At 63.8% G+C, this 19,155-nt stretch carries 14 protein-coding genes and 1 pseudogene; 9 read left to right on the top strand and 6 right to left on the bottom strand.

Annotated features, from left to right (window positions below):
- Window positions 1–74: 74 nt before the first annotated feature.
- Both ACESNG_RS16945 and ACESNG_RS16940 read right to left on the bottom strand, forming a co-directional pair.
- Window positions 75–437, bottom strand: a complete 363-nt coding sequence (locus ACESNG_RS16945) for a hypothetical protein (RefSeq protein ID WP_373069923.1) — start codon at window positions 435–437, stop codon at window positions 75–77.
- Window positions 438–597: 160 nt separating this feature from the next.
- Complete coding sequence (locus ACESNG_RS16940) at window positions 598–1,233, bottom strand: alpha-ketoglutarate-dependent dioxygenase AlkB (protein WP_373069921.1); 636 nt, start codon at window positions 1,231–1,233, stop codon at window positions 598–600.
- 80 nt (window positions 1,234–1,313) lie between these two features.
- Here ACESNG_RS16940 and ACESNG_RS16935 point away from each other — a divergent pair, with 80 nt between their 5' ends.
- Together ACESNG_RS16935 and ACESNG_RS16930 are read left to right on the top strand one after the other, a co-directional pair.
- The gene (locus tag ACESNG_RS16935) at window positions 1,314–1,556 is read left to right on the top strand and encodes a hypothetical protein (protein WP_373069919.1); all 243 of its coding nucleotides are present in this window, start codon (window positions 1,314–1,316) and stop codon (window positions 1,554–1,556) included.
- Window positions 1,557–1,625: 69 nt separating this feature from the next.
- Window positions 1,626–2,387: a hypothetical protein gene (locus ACESNG_RS16930; RefSeq protein ID WP_373069917.1), complete on the top strand. Its 762-nt coding sequence runs from the start codon at window positions 1,626–1,628 to the stop codon at window positions 2,385–2,387.
- Here the strand turns inward: ACESNG_RS16930 and ACESNG_RS16925 are convergent.
- Window positions 2,351–3,007: a hypothetical protein gene (locus ACESNG_RS16925; RefSeq protein ID WP_373069915.1), complete on the bottom strand. Its 657-nt coding sequence runs from the start codon at window positions 3,005–3,007 to the stop codon at window positions 2,351–2,353. The genes ACESNG_RS16930 and ACESNG_RS16925 overlap by 37 nt on opposite strands.
- Entirely contained in the window at window positions 3,004–3,453 is a 450-nt protein-coding gene (locus tag ACESNG_RS16920; RefSeq protein ID WP_373069913.1) for a hypothetical protein, read from the bottom strand. Before ACESNG_RS16920 ends, ACESNG_RS16925 begins: the two co-directional genes overlap by 4 nt.
- 299 nt (window positions 3,454–3,752) lie before the next feature.
- Between ACESNG_RS16920 and ACESNG_RS16915 the strand changes: the two genes are divergently transcribed.
- From ACESNG_RS16915 to ACESNG_RS16885, 7 genes are all read left to right on the top strand, one after another.
- Window positions 3,753–3,944, top strand: coding sequence for a helix-turn-helix domain-containing protein (locus tag ACESNG_RS16915; RefSeq protein ID WP_373069911.1), 192 nt, complete (start codon window positions 3,753–3,755; stop codon window positions 3,942–3,944).
- Window positions 3,934–4,140, top strand: coding sequence for a helix-turn-helix domain-containing protein (locus ACESNG_RS16910; RefSeq protein WP_373069909.1), 207 nt, complete (start codon window positions 3,934–3,936; stop codon window positions 4,138–4,140). Before ACESNG_RS16915 ends, ACESNG_RS16910 begins: the two co-directional genes overlap by 11 nt.
- A 268-nt stretch (window positions 4,141–4,408) precedes the next feature.
- The gene (locus ACESNG_RS16905) at window positions 4,409–7,918 is read left to right on the top strand and encodes a helicase-related protein (protein WP_373069907.1); all 3,510 of its coding nucleotides are present in this window, start codon (window positions 4,409–4,411) and stop codon (window positions 7,916–7,918) included.
- 8 nt (window positions 7,919–7,926) lie between these two features.
- Window positions 7,927–10,596, top strand: coding sequence for a DUF1156 domain-containing protein (locus ACESNG_RS16900; protein WP_373069905.1), 2,670 nt, complete (start codon window positions 7,927–7,929; stop codon window positions 10,594–10,596).
- The gene (locus ACESNG_RS16895) at window positions 10,593–13,367 is read left to right on the top strand and encodes a DUF1156 domain-containing protein (protein WP_373069904.1); all 2,775 of its coding nucleotides are present in this window, start codon (window positions 10,593–10,595) and stop codon (window positions 13,365–13,367) included. Before ACESNG_RS16900 ends, ACESNG_RS16895 begins: the two co-directional genes overlap by 4 nt.
- A complete protein-coding gene (locus tag ACESNG_RS16890; protein WP_373069902.1) occupies window positions 13,364–14,122 on the top strand; it encodes a hypothetical protein in 759 nt (252 codons plus the stop codon). The genes ACESNG_RS16895 and ACESNG_RS16890 overlap by 4 nt, the downstream gene beginning before the upstream one ends.
- A 17-nt stretch (window positions 14,123–14,139) precedes the next feature.
- Window positions 14,140–17,430, top strand: coding sequence for a Swt1 family HEPN domain-containing protein (locus ACESNG_RS16885; RefSeq protein ID WP_373069900.1), 3,291 nt, complete (start codon window positions 14,140–14,142; stop codon window positions 17,428–17,430).
- 38 nt (window positions 17,431–17,468) lie between these two features.
- Here ACESNG_RS16885 and ACESNG_RS16880 read toward each other — a convergent pair whose 3' ends face one another.
- On the bottom strand, window positions 17,469–18,626 hold the full coding sequence (locus ACESNG_RS16880; RefSeq protein WP_373069898.1) for a tyrosine-type recombinase/integrase: 1,158 nt from the start codon (window positions 18,624–18,626) through the stop codon (window positions 17,469–17,471).
- Between the two features lie 300 nt (window positions 18,627–18,926).
- Window positions 18,927–19,155: pseudogene (locus ACESNG_RS16875) on the bottom strand (D-aminoacylase); the annotation flags it as partial.

Below are 19,155 nucleotides of genomic sequence, written 5' to 3'. Positions count from 1 at the left end.
GAACGATCTGTTGCAACTGGCGGCCTTCGTGATCCGACAACCGCCGGACCTTCACAGGAGTGGACATCCCCAGATCAAAACAGGCCCAGCACCTCAAGTGGTGGACGCGCCCTACGAACGATCACGGACAGAGCACTAGCCACCAGGAGCTCCTGCTCCGATGTGTCGACCTGCTGCAGACTCGCTGCCACCTGGTCACGGGCGGCTTCGAGTTGCTGCTGACTGATCTGTCGCTGGCATGCCGACTCGTCCAGGAGCGCAGCCGTAAGCGACGCGTACCGCACGGTCGCGTAGGCGATGGCTGCAACGAGTGCCGCCTGAATCGTTGCCGCGGTCAGAGACCCCAGAGTGGTATCGGCGCTCGAAGGATTGCCTCCCAACAACTGCGCGTACCAAGCCGGCGTGAGCGCAGCGATGAGCGCGACGACGAGCAGCACCAGCGGCCAGTGACGTCTACGGGTGGGTTCGGGGTCCTCGCCCAGCATCACAAGTCAGTGTGACGGCCCTACCCCGATGGGCGGTGGACCAAGCATCGTTACTTGCCCTGCGCACAGGACCTCACTTCTAAGCTAAAGGGCTTGCCCAAAAGTCTGCTCGTCAGGTGGCCGGCACGACTGTCCGGAATGTGATCGAGATCCGGCGTGCTCGCGTCAGGTTGAACCGGGGATCCGACTTCCGCTTCGCGATGCTGTGCATCCACTCGGACCGAGCCTCCCTGTCGAGGACCACCAGCGAACGTTTCGGGAAGAGGAGCGGATGGGAGGAGTCCACGTTGCCGGGGCCAGAGAAGTCCATCTGCACGTCGGAACACAGGCTGAGCATCGCCAGGCGGGGGCCGAAGCACGGAAGGCAGTCGACGTGGGGTGCGATTCCCTGGCCGGGCTCGTACTCGTTGACGATCGCCTGGTCGGGCTTGAAGCCAAGCTCACTCTGCAAGCGACGGAGCACTGGATCGAGAAAGTTCGGAAGCGGACCAAGGTACGCGTCGGCAGGGACGCGACGGCTGCGATAGTCGTACCGCCACCCGTAGTGCTGCACGCGGCGGCTCATTGAGGTCATCCACGGGTGGGAGTCGATGGCTCCTACGAGCACCACTTCGAGATCCTCGCCAATGAAGCGCGTTCGGAGGTCGAGGCCCGGCACGCTTTCCGCCGATGGTGGGTCGTGCGAGGGTACGCGTGGGTCTAAGGCCGGGAGCCCTAGATCCAGTGCCTGCTGATGGGGAGCATTCATCGATTGGGGCTTTCCTACGAGGACAGCGAGGCGGGCACCATCCCCGGTTGACTACTGCGGACCAGTCTACGGTGCCTGCCATGGTTGACCCTGGTGCACTCGGCACCATGACGATCGCACCGCCCATCGACGAGTGGCTGACGCAGGCCGCTCCCTCGGTCGACGAGGTCGCTGAGCAGCTGAGACTGGTCAGACGACTCGCCGGCGACGTCAGCCTGGCCGAAGCCCACCTCGTGTCGTACGTCCGTGAGAAGCTCGATCTCGGAGACCTGGACGACGACCCGTCGCTAGCCGACCCCGAGCTGGCGGAGCGCGACGAGTAGTTAGTGCAACGGTGGTGGAGCGCCTTTGATGACGTGATACGCGGCTGGATTCGCGATGACACCGAGTCCATGACGTGCTGGGCGAAGTATCGGGAGACGGGGAACCATCAGCTCTTGCAGCAGATGGCGCAGCGCGGGTCCGTGGACGCCGACTCCCATGAACGAGTGGCCGTCTGGGAGGCCTTCCTCTATCAGCGGGGTCACATCGACGCCTTCCACCGAGCGCTCACGCCGATCATCAAGTGGAGGGAGAACCCACCCGAAGCGATAGGAGTGATCGACTACGGATGTGGCTCCGGGTCCGTCGCGTTCGCCTTTGACGAGCACTTCGAAGGCGAGACACCCCTTTTCTACGTCGGCCTTGACCATCACGCGCCGTCCCTCGACCTGTGCGACGCGATGCTGAGCGAGGTGATGGCTGGAGACGGCGGCTTGTGTGTGACGGTCGATAGCAAGTCGGTCGATGCTCTGGACTGTCTCGACTCGCTGGACGGGGCAGATCGCGTGTTCCTGACGATGGGATACCTCCTATGTCAACCAGCGGTGACGAGCGACGTCGCCCGCGACCTGGCGAACTCGGTGGCCCGGGTGACGAACGAGCTTGGGATGACCCGCCTGATCGTCGTTGACGCGCCGCTGTCACGGTCGAAGTACCCCGACCTCATGAAGGGCCTACGGTCGGCGGGACTCGATATCGATGAGAAGATCTCCGCAGCGCGGGACTACGAGATGCGCTTCCCGGCGCTTGATGGGGAGGCCTTCCGGGGTCGCCGCTTGTCCAAGGCGGATGTCCACTACTTCACGTTGCGCTCGCAGCGCGCCGTGGACTGACCCGATAGATGCCGGTCGGTTGCCGGCGGTCCGAGCGAGTCGGCGAGGACTGACCACCGTTCCCGTACGCCGACGTGGTGCTCGATCGCGACCTGCTCGGCAATCATCTCGACCCGGATCCCGTCTTGCTCGGCCAAGCTGCTGACGCATCGGCGGACCTTCGACCACGGGCCTTCGACGACGGCTGGGCCCTGTCGGAAGACCTCGAGGACCGCGACCTCAAGAGGTCGGAGCGCCCCAAAGCGGCGCTCGATCGAGCGGGACACGAATCGAATTCCGTCCACCGGCGCTGGGCATCGTCCGGGCACGGCGACCACCTCGAAGGCGGGAACCTGCGTGGTGAGCCCGAGGACATGCGCCGCCGAGAGCTCGGCTGGGCCCGCACCCGGCCCGGCGACTTCGAGAGCGATGTCGTACGCGCGGGGGAGGGGCATGCCTACTCGGGTGCTCGGGCCCTTCCAGTACAGACCCTTCCGAACGCGAATGACCTCGCCCTTGCTCGCCAGTCGGAACATCTCGCATTCGACGGCTCGACGAGGCCCGGGGATCTCTCCCGCCGTAATGAAGGACCGCACCGGCCTCCAGTCGATGTGGTCGCGGACCTCCTGGGCGGTGCTCATGAGAGGAAACCGTATCGAGATCCTCGCGAGCGAGCGGCCTTCGCCTCGAAGAACCCCAGACGCTGTTCGAGGCTCGCCTGGTTCTCGACGAGGTCCTCCTTCTCGCGGCCGAGAGCGACGATTTCAGCTTCGTTCCGTTCGAGATCTCCGCGTAGCTGGGCCAGCTCCCGGTCCCGCGCCGCCACCCTCCGGCGCTCGTTTCGCAACTCGCGCCGGAGCCGATCTGGCTCTGCGAAGTCGGCTGCGAGACGCTCGCGGTAGGCGCGCTTCCGCTCGGCATCGGACTCCCACTTGCGTGGTCTACCGCGTCGTTCGACCGCCTTCTCGGCGGCGACAGAAGCGCTGGTTGGCTTGCCGTCGTTCTCCCCTGCCACGGCCGGCGCCTTGTCACCATCGTCGAGGTCGAACGGCAGCGGAACCTCTGTGGGGTCGGGCGTGCGGGCCACCGAGGCACTATAAGCGGACGGGACGAAAAAACAGGTGCACACATGGTGATCTTCTGTGAATGCGATGGGTTGCCCACGTGAGCAGGCGCGGGCGGGGGCCAGGGTGCAGCCCGCAGGGGGCCGAGTTGGTCAGGCCGAGCTGTTCGCACTCTCGCCGACGTTCATCGCTGCGCGGTCAGTCCGTGAGGAAAGGGCGTCCGGCAATTTGGGAAATCTCCGGACGGAGGGCCGATTCGGAGTGGGTTTGTAGAGGACGGCGACCGATTGCCGTCGTCGTCGTACCCCGAGGAGACATCACCGTGAGACCGAAGCCCACGATCGCCCGCCTACTCTCGACCGACGAGGTCGCCGAGGTGCTCGCGGTGAAACCGAAGACGGTCCGTCGTTGGATCGCCGACGGCGAACTGCCGGCGGTGAAGCTCCATCGCCAGTGGCGCGTGCGCGTCGACGAGCTCGAGCGCCTGATCGACAACGCGACTCATGCAGCCTGACCGCCTCTGGACGGTGGCAGAGGTCGCCGAGTACCTGGCCGTCACGCAGCGGACGGTGCGGGCCTGGCAGACCGAGCATCGGCTCCCGTTCCTCAAGATCGGCGGCGTGGTTCGATTCCGCCCGGCGGACGTCATGGCATGGGCTGGCCAGTTCGAAGAAGGCGGACCAAATTGGCCGGCGGACGGCGCTTCTTGATGCTGCATCGGCCGACACGCATGGGAAGCGGTGCGGGCGCTGCCGTGTGCCGATCGCAACCATTGCCTACCGCAGCATCTGCAGCCGTGCGCGTCGCGATCGATGGCCTGCCTTCCGACTCTCTCGACGGATTCGCGATCGGCCCCCGCCCACGTCACAGCAGCCACGTACGATGTTGCGCTGGTCGCACGTCGAAGAGGGGGCAGGTGCAGGTAGCAGGCACGTTCAGTGAGCATTTCCGGGGCTCTCCGGCTGACGGAGGTCCTTAGTGGCGCGCCTGGAAGAACTCACCAAGGGATCTCGAATCCGTGGGATCTCGCCCGCAGGACCGGTCACGGTCATCGACGCCGAGTGGATCGGGTCTGACGTCCTCAACCTCACCTACGAGGACCCAGCGGGGAACGTTGAGCGCGAGCTGATCTATCGGACGAGCGAGCCTGAGATCAGTCTGGACGGAGACGGTCGGCCATGGTCGCTTGACGCGGATCCCGAACTCTTCTTGCTTGCGTCGGAAGCGAAGCGCATCCAGCTCGCCTACCTCTTCGACCCCTTCCTAGCGGCAGAGACCTCGGACGTCGATCCACTGCCACATCAGATCGAAGCCGTCTACGAGGAGATGCTCACCCGTCAGCCCCTCCGGTACCTGCTAGCGGACGACCCCGGGGCCGGAAAGACGATCATGGCGGGCCTGCTGATCAAGGAGCTGGTAGTCCGAGGAGATCTTGATCGATGTCTGGTCGTCGCCCCGGGCGGGCTGGTCGAGCAGTGGCAGGATGAGCTCGGCGAGAAGTTCGGTCTCGAATTCGACCTTCTCACGCGAGAGCTCGTCGAGGCCTCGCGTACCGGCAACCCGTTCACCGAGCGACCTCTGATGATCGCCCGCCTCGACATGCTGTCGCGCAACGAGGAACTCGTCGATCGACTCGCGCAAACCGAGTGGGACCTCATCGTCGTCGACGAAGCCCACAAGATGTCAGCGACCTACTTCGGCCAAGAGGTCAAGGAGACGAAGCGCTACCGCCTCGGGAAGCGGCTCGGCGAGATCACTCGCAACCTGCTGCTGATGTCGGCGACTCCCCACAACGGTCGGCCCGAAGATTTCCAACTCTTCATGGCACTCATCGACGGAGACCGGTTTGCTGGCAAGTTCCGCAAGGGCGCTCACGGCAACGAACCCCCTCGGGATCTCATGCGGCGGATGGTGAAGGAGGAACTCCTTCGCTTCGACGGAACGAAGCTCTTCCCTGAACGCGTGGCCTACACGGCGAAGTACCCGCTGTCACCGCTCGAAGCCGCTCTGTACGAGAGAGTCAGCGACTACGTCCGCGAGGGAATGAATCGAGCCGAGCGGCTCGCCGATGGTGGACGCAAGAACGTTGTCGGGTTCGCTCTCACAATTCTCCAACGCCGGCTTGCCTCCTCACCCCTTGCGATCAGTCGATCGCTTGAACGTCGACGTCGACGCCTCACCGCCAAGCTCGATGAGGCCAAGATCGGTCGCCGTGCAGCCGAATCTGGAATCGACCTGATCGCTCCGCCTCGCTCGATGCGACTCGCCGAGTTCGAGGACTTCGACCCTGACGATCTCCTCGATTCCGAGGTCGAGGACATCGAAGAGGAAGTCGTTGACGCCGCTTCCGCTGCCAGGACGATTGCCGAGCTTGAAGCGGAGTTGTTTGAGCTCTCGGGGCTGGAGGACCTCGCTCGCAAGGTGCTGGCATCAGGTGAGGACCGCAAGTGGGATGAACTCGCGCGCCTGCTTGAGAACACTCCCGAGATGCTTGACGAGTTCGGGGCGCTGCAGAAGCTCATCGTGTTCACCGAACACCGCGACACTCTCGACTACCTCGTGGAGAAGCTCGGACGGCTACTCGGTCGTGACAACGCCATCGTTTCAATCCACGGCGGTGTGCGGCGGGAGGAGCGACGCAAGGCGCAGGAACGGTTCACCCAGGACCGTGATGTTGTGCTGATGGTGGCGACCGACGCCGCGGGCGAGGGCCTCAACCTTCAGCGTGCTCACCTCATGATCAATTACGACCTTCCCTGGAACCCGAACCGAATCGAGCAGCGGTTCGGACGCATCCATCGAATCGGGCAGCAGGACGTCTGCCGTCTCTGGAACCTCGTCGCCGAGGAGACTCGCGAGGGTCAGGTGTTCGAGCAGCTCCTCTCGAAGCTCGAGGAGCAACGCAAGGCTTTGGGCGGGAAGGTGTTCGACGTCCTGGGCGAGGCATTCTCGGACAAATCGCTGCGTGACCTGCTGATCGAGGCCATCCGCGCCGAGAACCCCGCACTTCAGCAGGCGCGGGCGAAGGCGGTCATCGACGTGACGGTCGGAGATCGCATGAAGGAGCTCATCGACGCGCAGTCGCTTCTGACCGACATCCTCTCTCCCGGGCACGTCGCTGACATCCGCGAGCAGATGCAGCGCGCCCAGGCGCACAAGCTCCAGCCGTCGTACATCAGGCGGTTCTTTCTCGAAGGCTTTGAGGTTCTCGGAGGCCGTGCCGTGCGGCGGGAGCCGGGCCGATTCCAGATCACGCGCGTGCCAGGCCGGCTCCGCCAGTACGACACCACGACAGGCCTCGGAAGACTGCTGCCCGACTACGAACGCGTCTGTTTCGAACGCGAGCACATCAACGAGAATGGCAAACCGACGGCGGCCTTGGTCGCCCCTGGCCACTCCCTCCTCGAATCGACGATCGGCGTCCTTCTTGAGCGACACGGGTCGCTCCTGCAGAAGGGAGCAGTGCTCGTCGATCCAAACGATCCCGGGCTGACATGTCGAGCGCTCGTGTACCTCGAACACGAGATCACCGACGGAACAACCGTCGCGAACGGCCAACGTCGAGTCGTTTCAAAGCGGTTCGAGTACGTCGAGATCGACGAAGCTGGAGAGGTCGCTGATGCCGGCTACCACCCGTACATCGACTATCGGCAACCCACCGCTGACGAGCGTGATCACCTTGCTGAGGTGGTGAACCAGCCGTGGATCCGGTCGACGCTCACGGACACTGCACAGCGCTACGCGATTGAGAACAACGCGCCGAAGCACTTGGCCGAGGTCGAAGCCCGCGTTCACGCCCGTATCGACGCGATTTCTGCTGCCGTCGAGCACCGCCTGTCCGAGGAGATCCGATACTGGGATGCTCAGGCTCTGAAGCTGAAGGACCAGGAACTCGCCGGCAAGCGCAACGCGAAGGCCAACTCGGCAAGAGCACGACAACGCGCCGACGAAGCGGCTGATCGGCTAGAACGGCGACGAGCCGAGCTAGCTCTAGAGCGCAAGCTGTCCGCTCGGCAACCCCGGGTCGTCGGCGGAGCGCTCGTCGTCCCGGCTGGTTTGCTCGCCAAGTTGCTTGGAACGGCGGTACCGACCAATGCCGCCGACACGGAGCGCTCCGACCGGCTCGCTATGGAAGCAGTCATGGCCACCGAGAAAAGGATCGGGCGGCCTGCGAAGCGGATGCCGCACAACAACAAGGGGTACGACGTCGAGACCAGGAGGCCCGACGGCACTCTCATCTTCATCGAAGTCAAGGGCCGCGTCGTTGGTGCGACTGACTTCACCATCACGGCGTCCGAGGTGCTCTGCGGCCTGAACAACGGCGCCAATCACATCCTTGCGCTGGTGGAGATCGCTGAGGACGACTCCACCATCGTCCGCTACCTCTACGACCCCTTCACTGGCCGCGAGGCCGAACCCGGTTTCGCCGAGCACAAGCGCGTGCTCGGGTGGTCGGACTACTGGACCCTCGCCACCCGACCTGACTGAGACGACGCGTGTACAAGAAGAAACTCATTGAAGTCGCGATCCCGCTGGAGGCAATCAACGCAGCCTGCAAGCTCGACAAGGATCGAAAGACCGGAACTATCCGGAATCTGCACAAGTGGTTCGCCCCGATGCCAACGCCGGCACTTCGAGCGCTCATCTTTGCCTCGCTGGTCGATGATCCCGAAGACGAGGCGGAACGGCTCCGCCTCATGAATTTGATCACCGCGCTAGTAGCCTCTGTCGTCGACACGCCTGCGGCATCCGTCATGGTGGAGGTCCAGGCGGCGATAGCTGCCTCGGTCGGGTCAGAGACACCTGTTGTCCTAGATCCGTTTTGCGGCGGCGGCTCGACGCTGGTCGAAGCTCAACGACTTGGTCTTCGAAGTAGAGGAAGTGACCTCAACCCTATTCCGGTCTTGATCTCGACTGTACTCACGTCGCTTCCTCCGACCCTGGTCAATCGACCCCCGGCGGCAGTCGACTTCGTAAACCCCCAGGCTGTGTGGCCCGGGCTTTCCGGGTACGCCGCTGACGTTGATCACTACGGGAGGCGCATCTACGAGGAGGCGAGAGCTCGCATCGGACACCACTATCCAGCTCCCCCGAACGGCGGCACGACCATTGCCTGGATTTGGGCAAGAACGGTACCGAGCCCGGATCCGCGCCTGCGGGGGTCCCTTGTGCCTCTCGTGTCCAACTGGTGGCTGTCGAAAAAGAGCACCGAGCGAGCCTACGTTGAGCCTGTAATCAACCCCGACAACTCAGTCGAGTTCGAGGTCCGATCAATCGGAGATCCTCCACCTCCCAGCAAGTCGATCTGCCTCGTTTCGGGTGCGCCGATCTCGTTCGCGTACCTGCGAGAGCAGGGGTCGGCCGGGAACCTCGGGGTCACGCTGATCGCAATCGCGGCCAATGGTCCAGACGGTCGCGCCTACCACTCTCCCGACGCCGAGCAACGCGAAGCCGCGGCCGGGGCCGAGCCGATGAGCCCGCCTACCCTCGAGCTCCCTGACCGTGCGATCGGATTTCGGGTGCAGGGATACGGTCTTCGGGAGTGGTCAGAGCTATTCACGAATCGGCAGCTTGTTGCACTTGAGACGTTCGCGGATCTAGTAGCTCAGGTCCCAGACTGGGTTCGACACGACGGCGGCGACGAAGATCAAGCACGGGCGATTGGAGCGATACTTGGGCTCTGCGTCGGCAAGCTGGCGCAGTTCTGTTCTAGTCAGTGCCTGTGGAAGATCGATTCCCGCAATGGCTCGGGAAAGGCCGAGAGCGCAAAGTTTGGACGAAACGATGTGCCGATGTCTTGGGACTTTGTCGAATCCAATCCGTTCGGTGGATCAGTGGGTGATTGGATGCAGATTATCCAGACCTCAATGCGAGCTATTGAGTGCGTCCAACCGACTGGGCCAAGGTCAGAAGTGCAACAGGGTGACGCGCGCACCTCCGGCCTAGATCTGCCTGGACAGTGCCTCGTAGTAACGGATCCTCCGTATTTTTCTGCGATTGGCTACGCCAATTTGTCCGACTACTTCTATCCATGGATACGGCGTGCGCTTGCAGGATCATTTCCAGATCTTCTGGGAACAGTCGCTACTCCCAAAGGGGGCGAGCTGATCGCGGAGCCAGCGCGTCACGAGTCCGAGGAGGCTGCGAAGACCTACTTCATCGAGGGGTTCACTGAGACGTTTGCGAGTCTGCAGAGTGCGACTCGTCCCGACCTTCCAATACTCGTCGTGTACGCGTTCAAAGAGCAGGAGGGCACCGGAGGAGCCAGTGGGGCGGGAGGCTGGGAGGCGATGTTGGAAGCGATCATGAGATCAGACCTCATGGTCGTCGCCACTTGGCCCGTGCACGGTACTGGCTCAACGAGGATGAGGGGGCTCGGCGCGAATGCGCTCGCGACATACGTCGTCCTAGTCTGCCGGCGTAAGCCTGCAGGGTCTGGTCAGATCTCTCGCACTCAGTTTCTCTCAGAACTTCGTTCCGAGGTCGGCGCCGCGGTACGAGTTCTCCAGGCGGCTGGCATCGCTCCAGTTGATCTCGCGCAAGCAGTGATCGGACCGGGCATGGGGGTATTCACGAGGTATTCGGCGGTGGTCGCTGCCGACGGAAATCACCTCTCTGTGCGAGACGCGCAGATCATTGTGAACGCTGTCTTCGCTGAAGTGATGGGCGAGCAGGAGAGTGACTGGGATCCCGAGACTCGCTGGGCAGTCACCTGGTTTGAGCAATTTCAATACGGTGTCGGGAACTCGGGAGAGGCGGATGCGCTAGCTCGGGCGAAAGTGACGAGCCTCGATCGGCTCAACAGGTCTGGCATCGTTGAAACAGGCTCAAGTCGGACGCGGTTGCTCACGCGCGACGAGTTGCCAGAGAGCTATTCCGTGCAAGCCGATGCCAGTCCCACCTGCTGGGAAGCAGTGCAGCACCTGATCAAGGCATTGGAGTCGGGTGGTGAGATAGCCGCTGCGAAGCTTCTATCAACATTGCCCGATGCCGATGCTGCTCGCGAGCTGGCCTACGGCCTCTACGTGATTGCCAACGAGGGCGGTCAATCTAAGGAGGCAGCTGCGATGAACTCACTCATTGTTACGTGGCCTGAACTCGCAAGGTTGGCTCGCTCGATCGAGCACGCCGAGGATCATCCTGATGGTCAGGGGCGCCTCCTGTGACGGAGCCGAGTCCTCGCAAGCTGATCGAAGCAGCTCTTCCAGTCGAGGCGATGAACCTCGCCGGACGGGCTGAGAAGGCCGTGCCGAAGAAGGGCCTTCCAGCCACGATGCACCTGTGGTGGTCCAGGAAGCCGACTGGACTGGCGCGAGCGGTGCTGTTGGCGTCCTTGATCGATGACCCGGTTGGCCGTCCTGATCTGTGGCCTTCCGAGGAGCGCCGCCATGCAGAGCGTTCTGACCTGCTTGACCTTGTTGCTGATGTCTCGCGGTGGGACTGTCCTGAGCACCGGCTTGCTGAGGCGAGGCGTCGGGTTCAGGAGCAATGCGGTGAGAACCTCCCGGAAGCAATCGATCCATTCTGTGGTGGCGGCGCGATTCCGCTGGAAGCTGCACGACTCGGCCTTCCGTCGACTGCGATCGATCTGAGCCCCGTTGCCGCACTCATCACGAAGGCCTTGACCGAGGTCCCGACGGTTGTCGGAGGGTTGGGTCCGGTCCATCCCAGCGCGGAGCTTCGCATGGGTCGGACCGTTGCTATGGAGGGTGTGGGAGCCGATGTTCAGCTCTACGGCGAACGGCTTCAAGCCGAGACCCTGGACCGGATCGGTGAGTGCTACCCCATTGTCAAGAGCATGACCGGAACGGTGACGAAGGCCGTTTCCTATCTCTGGGCGCGCACGGCCGCCTGCGTGAATCCACGCTGCCGAGCGGAGGTACCGCTTCTCTCGACTTGGTGGCTATCGAAGCGCAAGAACAACTTCTGGCATGTGCGTCCGATACAGCGCGATGGGCGAATCGACTTCGAGGTGCACGAAGGTGCACCGCCGGACGACCTCCAGGACCTGAAGGTCAGTCGTGGTGCCAACTTCCGATGCCCGACATGCGGTGAGGTCACCGACGCGGATGCCATTCGCGAGCAAGGCGTCGCTGGCGGGCTCGGACTCCGGCTCGTGGCAATACAGACATTCGCCGATCCGGCGAAGCCGCGAGGAGGCCGTGCGTGGGCGCCGGCAACGCTGGAGCAGGAACAGCGTGCGCTGCGCGCCTGGCCTGACGACCGGCAGTTTCCGCTTCCGAACTTCACGTTGCCCGGCGTCGCCGGAAACATCCACACATTCGGCATCCGAACCATCGAGCAGCTCCTCACCGCCCGACAGCGGCTCCTCATGATAACGATGTGCGAGGTGCTCGCTGATCTGCGTCCCGAGATCGAGAAGGATGCGCTCGCCGCTGGACTCGAACTGACAGCTACACCGCTGCGAGACGGAGGTCGCGGCGCCCAGGCCTACGCGGAAGCGATCGCCACCTACCTTGGCTTGACCATTTCCCGGATGGCCAACCGCGTGTCGACGATGACGATTCACAACCGGGCGAACGGATCTGTGGAGCAGTCTTTCGTTCAGCCTGCGTACGCGTTCTACGGAGACTTTCCCGAGGCCAACCCCTTCTCGGGGTCGACAGGATCCTTCGCGAACTCGCTCGAACACGTCGCCGCCGCTGCCGCTGCACTGCCCGTTGGACCCAGGTCCACCGTGATCTGCGATTCAGCGCTTGACGCGTTGTCGGGGAGACGGGGGATCGTCAGCACCGATCCTCCGTACTACGACATGTTCGACTACTCGGCCCTCTCGAACCTGTTCTACCCGTGGCTTAAGTTGTCGCTCGCGTCGATATGGCCCGAGGTCACCGCATCGCTCGTAGCTCCTGAGGCCGACCAGATCGTCTCCAACGCGTCTCGTTTCGGTGGAGACCGCGCTGAAGCCCATGCGTATTTCGAGTCTCGCCTGCGAGAGGCCTTCAAGGCGCTTCGCGAGGTACAGCTTGCTGAGTATCCGCTCACTCTGTACTACGGCTACCAGCAGACCGAGAAGCGGCGAGACGGGCGGAGCTCAACGGCGTGGGAGGCCTTGCTCGACTCGTTGATCGACAGCGGCTTCAGCATTGTGAGTACCTGGCCGCTCCGCACCGAGCGGCCCGAGGGCGTGAAGACGGGCTCCAATGCGCTTGCGTCATCGATCCTGCTGGTCTGTCGTGAGCGCTCCGCGACCGCCGCCACCGTGTCGAGAAAGGAACTTCTGTCGGCCCTAAGAGCTTCGTTGCCGGATGCGCTCGCGACGATGCGAGAGAGCAACATCGCACCAGTCGATCTCGCGCAATCGGCGATCGGTCCAGGAATGGCGGTCTTCACTTCTTTCGCGCGCGTGTTGGAGGCGGACGGGTCACAGATGACCGTGCGCACCGCCCTCGAGCACATCAATCAGGTACTCGACGAGATCATCACGGGATCTGAGTCGTCGTTCGACTCCGACACACGCTGGGCAGTCACCTGGTTTGAAGAGTTCGGGCTGAACGATGGCCCTTTCGGACAGGCGGAGCAGCTCTCCAAGTCTCGGAACACCTCGATCGCAGGCTTAGTGGACGCTGGCGTTGCCCTTCAGCGAGCGGGCAAAGTCCGGCTCAGCGGGCGCGACGAGCTGCCGAGTGGCTGGTCGCCACTCACCGACAATCGGTTGACGGTATGGGAGTCCACGCAACACCTGATCAAGCGCCTTGAGGAGGATGGCGAGGGAAGTGCAGCACGACTGCTGGCCGAGCTGGGATCCGAGCGGGGCGAGATGGCGAAGGAGTTGGCGTACCGGCTCTTCCTCGTCAGTGATCGCAAGGGCTGGGCGAAGGAAGCCAACTCGTACAACGGGCTGGTGACCGTCTGGCCGGAGCTCCTCCGCCTCGCCGCGGGGTCCGGCGGGGCCGAACAAGGGCAGCTGCTGTGAGTAGAACGCCGCCAGTTGGAGCGACGTGGCCACTGTTCGCAACAGCGGCGAGTCAGTTCTACAACGGCCACCTCGCGCGCCCCCGAAAGCTCTTCGCGGCATTCGTTCCAGTACAGAAGGGATCCGGCAGGCCGGCTGGCCCACGTGAGCTCTACTGGCCGACCACCATCGCCCTTGCGATCGCGGCGCTCGAAGCCGGCCTGGAGGATGTTCTGTTCGCGGCCCATGGTGTTCGACAGGGCGACGAGGGGAACCCGATCACGAATAACGTGAACTGCGTCGACGGCAACCCGCACAAGTGGCTGGTCGCCGATCGGTTGATGGCGCCGGGCAGCCAGAAGATCGAGCGGGTCCTGTTCGCGGACTTCGGCGTCGTCCTTGGTGCGCTGCCGCAGTCCGCACGCTTCGCGCCGATCAGCAAGCCATGGTCGAAGGGCGGATACTCGAGAGGTACGGCTATCGCGGGACCCACGACCTGGTCAGGGCTTCGTGCCTACCTGGACGCGATGAACCACATTCGGAACGCGACGGCCCACGGTGACGCCACGAAGCTCGGGCAGAGCCCGACGGCGTGCAAGGGCACGCTCTGGCTCCTGCAACAAAGCGGGGCGTGGAGTGTGCAGCTTCCACATGCACTCACGGCCCTGCGGGCGACATTGAGCGTCTTCAACGTCGTCGTTACCGCGTTGGCTAGTCGCCTGAACATCGCGATGCCGCAACTCACTGTCCCCAACACGATCGACTACCCGGCTTAGTCCGGCGGGAGACCACCATGGCGCTAACGAATCACCAACGGGTCGGGCTGGGCCTTGGAGAACTCGCGCAGGGACTTCGTCCGTTCGTCGAGCGTGAGCTGAAGGCGAAGTTCGGCGACGACTGGCTTGCTCGCGGGTTGGGTGCCGGGCCCGGTGCGGGCGTTGGCCGCGACACCAATCCGGATGACCCGTCGGTTCTCCTGAAGCTGATGGCAGACAACTGGCGGAACGTGTTCGAGGTCAAGCTCGCCCGTGGCGACCGCAACTACGTCTTCGAGACGCGAGATATCCGAAACCGATGGGCGCACAACGAGTCTTTCTCTACCGACGACGCTCTGAGGGCGCTCGACACGATGCACCGCGTCCTGCAGGCGGTCTCGGCTGGTGACCAGGCGATCGAGGTCGACCGTCTCCGTCAGGACCTGCAACGACTGAAGTTCGACGAGCAGGCGCGGTCGACCCGCCGCAAGGCCGTCTCGAAGGAGCCCGCGAACGGGGACGAGAGCACTACTGGACTCCCTGGTTGGCGGCAGGTGGCCGAGCCGCATGATGACGTAGCTACCGGGCGTTACGAGCTGGCGCAGTTCGCCGCTGACCTGCATCAGGTGTGGCGGGGGGACGCGGCGGCCGAGTACGGCGACCCAGAAGAGTTCTTCCGACGCACCTACATCACGGAGGGCGTCAAGGAGCTTCTCCTGACTGCGGTTCGTCGCTTCAACGGAGTGGGCGGAGACCCCATCATCAAGCTCCAGACGAACTTCGGCGGCGGAAAGACGCACTCACTGATCGCGTTGTTCCACCTTGCGTCCGGCCGCCCTGCCACTGAGCTTCCGGGGGTGGAGCAGATCCTCGCGGACGCGTCTCTGACGCTGCCGACCGAGCACGTGAACAGGGCTGTACTTGTTGGTCACCAGCTTCAACCATCGAGCGTCTCCAAGAAGCCGGGCGGAATCGAGGTCCGCACGATTTGGGGTGAACTGGCGTGGCAGCTCGGCGGAGCCGATGCCTTCGAGCTAGTGGCCGATGCTGATGCTGCTGGAGTGAGTCCCGGAGAGGCACTCACAGACTTGTTCCAGATGTTCTCCCCGTGCTTGGTGCTTGTGGACGAGTGGGTGGCCTACGCGCGACAGCTCTACGGGGTAGCCGGCCTTCCGGCGGGGTCGTTCGACGCACAATTCAGCTTCGCCCAGGCGCTCACCGACGCAGCGCGCAATGTGCCAACGGCGCTCGTTGTCGCCTCGATCCCGGCTTCAGACATCGAGGTTGGCGGAGAGGGCGGGCGAGCAGCCCTCGAACGCATCGAGAACGTGATCGGCCGCATGGAAGCGACCTGGCGGACGGCTTCGACGGAGGAAAGCTTCGAGATTGTTCGACGTCGCCTGTTCAAGGACCTGTCTCCGGATCAGGCGCGCCAGCGCGACGCGGTGGTCCAGGCATTCGCAGAGCTTTACCGAAGCCAGTCGAGCGAGTTCCCGTTCGAGTGCCGAGAGGCAGACTACGAGCGCCGGATGAAGGCGGCGTACCCAATCCATCCAGAGCTGTTCGACCGACTCTTCGGGGATTGGTCCGAACTTGAACGATTCCAGCGCACCAGGGGAGTCCTGCGGCTCATGGCGAAGGTGATCCACACCCTCTACATGCGCGAGGACTCGCGTTTGCTGATCATGCCCGGGTCGATTCCCATTGACGAGGAGGAAGTCGCGAGCGAACTGACCCGGTACCTCGATCCCGGGTGGACGCCGGTGATCGAGACAGACGTCGACGGCGCGAACTCTCTCCCGTACAACCTTGACCGCGAGAACTCCTCGAGCTTTGGGAAGCTCTCCGCTGCGCGCCGTATCGCCAGGACCATCTACTTCGGTTCAGCTCCCTCCCAACAGGCAGCGACGAAGGGTCTCGATGATCGGCACATCAAGCTCGGCTGCGTTCAGCCAGGCGAACGACCGCCGATCTATGGCGATGCGCTGAGACGCTTGTCAGACCAAGCGATGTACCTGTACCGCGACGGCGCTCGCTACTGGTATGCCCTCAAGGCCACCGTCACAAGGCTCGCCCAGGATCGAGCGGCGTCCCACTTCGAGACTGACGATGTCGACGAGGAGATCCGAAAGCGACTCGACCGAGCTCGAGCAGCTACGGGCAAGTTCGCACGAGTGCACACCGCTCCGCGCACCTCCGGTGATGTGCCTGACGAAGATGTCGCTCGCCTTGTTGTTCTCGGCCCCGAACACACCCATGACCCCAAGAGCGAGGAGAGCCCGGCGCTGACCTTCGCCGGCCACTTGCTCGGGGAGCGGGCCGGCGGGGCTCGCCGCTACCGCAACATGCTGGTCTTTCTCGCTGCAGACCGCGGCGGACTCGATGACCTTCGCACAGCGGTCCGACAGTGGCTGGCGTGGACATCCGTCGATCGAGACCGCGACACCCTCTCGCTCGATTCGTTTCAGATCCGCCAGGTCGAGGCCAAGGTGTCAGAGACCGACGAGACAGTAAACCTCCGACTTGCCGGGACCTACCACTGGGTGCTGAATCCGAATCAGGCGATTGACGACCCGACGGGACCGATCCGATGGGACGTCGTTAGGGTGACCGGGTCCGACCCACTAGCTGAGCGGGTGTCGAAGAAGCTCGTCACGGAGGAGTCTCTGATTCCGGCCTACTCAGGAACGCGCCTGCGGCTAGACGTCGATCGCGTGCCGCTCTGGCGAGGTGATCACGTCGTCGTAAACCAGCTATGGGAGGACTACGCCCAATACCTGTACCTCCCGCGACTGGTACGGCGGGAGGTTCTTGAACAAGCGATCAGCGACGGCGCGTCGTCACTGAGCTGGACATCCGACACCTTCGCATACGCCGATACCTTCGACGGCGAGCGCTATGGCGGCTTGGTCGCCGCTTCACAGCTCGCAGCCGTCGCCCCGTCGGGCTACCTCGTCAAGCCTGACGTGGCGGAGAAGCAACTTGCTGCTGAGCGTGGCAACGACGTGGCGCCAACCGGACACGACTCCGCCGGTGGGACGGATGCCGACGTTGGCGCGGGGACAGCCTCCGCAGTTGATGTCGAGTCCTCATCGGCGCCGACCCGCTACTACGGCCGGGTCGAGCTGGATTCTGCGAGATGGACGCGCACCGTCTCAGACATCGCCGAGTCCATAGTCACCCAGCTCGAACGCGCCGACGGCGTGAAGGTGAAGATCACCATCGAAATCGAGGCCGACAACTCGGCAGGATTCAGTGAAGCACTTCAGAGGACAGTCACCGAGAACGCCGCCACGTTGCGTTTCGGGACGACCGAGTTCGAGAAGTAGATCTGAACCGTCGACCTGACCGCGAAGAAGTCGACGATCTAGGCCTGACGCCGGTGGTCCATGAATGCCAGGACGTTCTCGCCGGCGGCTCGCTCTGCCTTCTCGCTCATGGGTCGGCGGAGGTCTTCGCGGTCGCGCTCGAAGAGGTGGCCGTAGACGCGGTCGATCATCCGGGTGTCGCTGTGGCCGAGCACCTCGGCGAGCATCCATGGGTTCGCTCCGGCGGAGATGAACAGCGAGGCGGCGGTGTGCCTGAGGTCGTGCGGGGTCAACGGTTCGAGCTTCGCCGCCTTCACGGCGTCCGCGAATTCACGACGCCGCCAGTTCGTCGGTCGGATCACCGCGCCTTGGCGGCTCGTGTAGAGCAGCGCACCGGGATCGTCCCAGCCGGTGGTCGCCTCGATGTGCTCGCGGAGCTTGCGAAGCGCCAGGTCGGCGATGGGCACCGACCGGAAGCTGCGATCGGTCTTCGGTTGCTCGAACTCAAGCACGCCGGCCACGTCGGTCAGTCCTTCGTCGACGCGGATCGTGCCGCGTGTCCAGTCGACGTCGTTCAGGCGCAAGGCGAACAGCTCGCCGATGCGGAACCCGCCGTACGACGCGACGTAGATCGTCGACTCGTAGAGCGGGTCGATGCACGAGGCGAAGTGGGCGACTTCGCCTTCGTCGAGAAAACGGACGGGCTTGCGCTTCTTGCGAGCGATCGGCGGGTGGTCGGGGCAGGGGAGCTTCGGTATCCGGTCGTCGTTATGCGCGGCCTTCATGATCTTGCGGAACACCTGGTAGATCCGCTCGATGGTGGCTGGCGCCAGCGTGCCGCCCTTGGCCCGCTTGGTGTGGCCGAGATCGGCGAGGTCGGCGACCCAGCGCTCGACCTCAGCCTTTGTGATCCGGTTGAGCCGCACGCCGCCCCACTTCGGTAGGACGTGGTTATCGAAGTAGCTGCGGTCGCGGGCGTAGCTCGTGCGCGAGAGCTTCTTCTCGTAGATGGCCATGCAGTGTTCGGCCCACTCGGCGAAGGACACCTTGCCCGCTCGGTCGTCGACGTAGACGCCGCGGATGACTTCGCTCTCGCGCAGCTTCAGGTGCCGTCGCGCATCGCGCTCGAGGTCGAACGCCTTCGAGCGCAGCCGACCGTCGGGCTCGCGCCAGCGCGCGTTGGACGTCCCGTTGCTGACCTTCTGCACGTAGCCCATCGGCGACTCCCTCACTCACGTTGCCGGGCTGACCGTAGCCGCTTCGCGTGCGCGCGAAAAGCGCGCGAGTTCGTTCCAGACCGCTCATACGTAGGGCCACCATGGGTCGTCGAAGCCGCTTCCATATATTGCCTCTGACCTGCTAAGGAGTGTCCTTCGAGCGCCCTCGGTGACCTTCGCGATGAAGCCCTGTCAGAGAGGTTCTGATGCGTTCACACGGCAGAGGTCAAGGATTCAAGTCCCCAAAGGTCCACCCGTTGTCGAACGCCAGCTCAGCTGGCCGCGCCATCGGTCGGCTGGTCAGACCTCGACGGTGTAGGTGTCGCGGCCGCTCTTGAGCAGCGTGCCGGGCACGGCGCCGGTGGGCTGGCCGTCGACGATGACGGCGATGCCGTTCACCAGCACCCGCTCGACGCCGTAGGAGTCGGCGGTGAGGCGCACACAGCCACCGGGCAGGTCGGCCACCATGTGCGCGGGCTCGCTGTCCACGGTCTCGGGGTCGATCACGGTGATGTCGGCGACCTTGCCG

This window comes from Gemmatimonas sp. (genome assembly GCF_041689975.1).
Taxonomy (GTDB): domain Bacteria; phylum Gemmatimonadota; class Gemmatimonadetes; order Gemmatimonadales; family Gemmatimonadaceae; genus Gemmatimonas.
The sequence above is the reverse complement of the archived record's forward strand: the minus strand, read 5'-3'. Positions and strand labels throughout refer to the sequence as shown.

Excerpts from the sequence above, each read along its gene's own strand:
- ACESNG_RS16910 (WP_373069909.1), top strand. The coding sequence starts at position 3,934 with ATGCAGCCTGACCGCCTCTGGACGGTGGCAGAGGTCGCCGAGTACCTG.
- ACESNG_RS16935 (WP_373069919.1), top strand. The coding sequence starts at position 1,314 with ATGGTTGACCCTGGTGCACTCGGCACCATGACGATCGCACCGCCCATC.
- ACESNG_RS16885 (WP_373069900.1), top strand. The coding sequence starts at position 14,140 with ATGGCGCTAACGAATCACCAACGGGTCGGGCTGGGCCTTGGAGAACTC.
- ACESNG_RS16930 (WP_373069917.1), top strand. The coding sequence starts at position 1,626 with ATGACGTGCTGGGCGAAGTATCGGGAGACGGGGAACCATCAGCTCTTG.
- ACESNG_RS16925 (WP_373069915.1), bottom strand. The coding sequence starts at position 3,007 with ATGAGCACCGCCCAGGAGGTCCGCGACCACATCGACTGGAGGCCGGTG.
- ACESNG_RS16940 (WP_373069921.1), bottom strand. The coding sequence starts at position 1,233 with ATGAATGCTCCCCATCAGCAGGCACTGGATCTAGGGCTCCCGGCCTTA.
- ACESNG_RS16880 (WP_373069898.1), bottom strand. The coding sequence starts at position 18,626 with ATGGGCTACGTGCAGAAGGTCAGCAACGGGACGTCCAACGCGCGCTGG.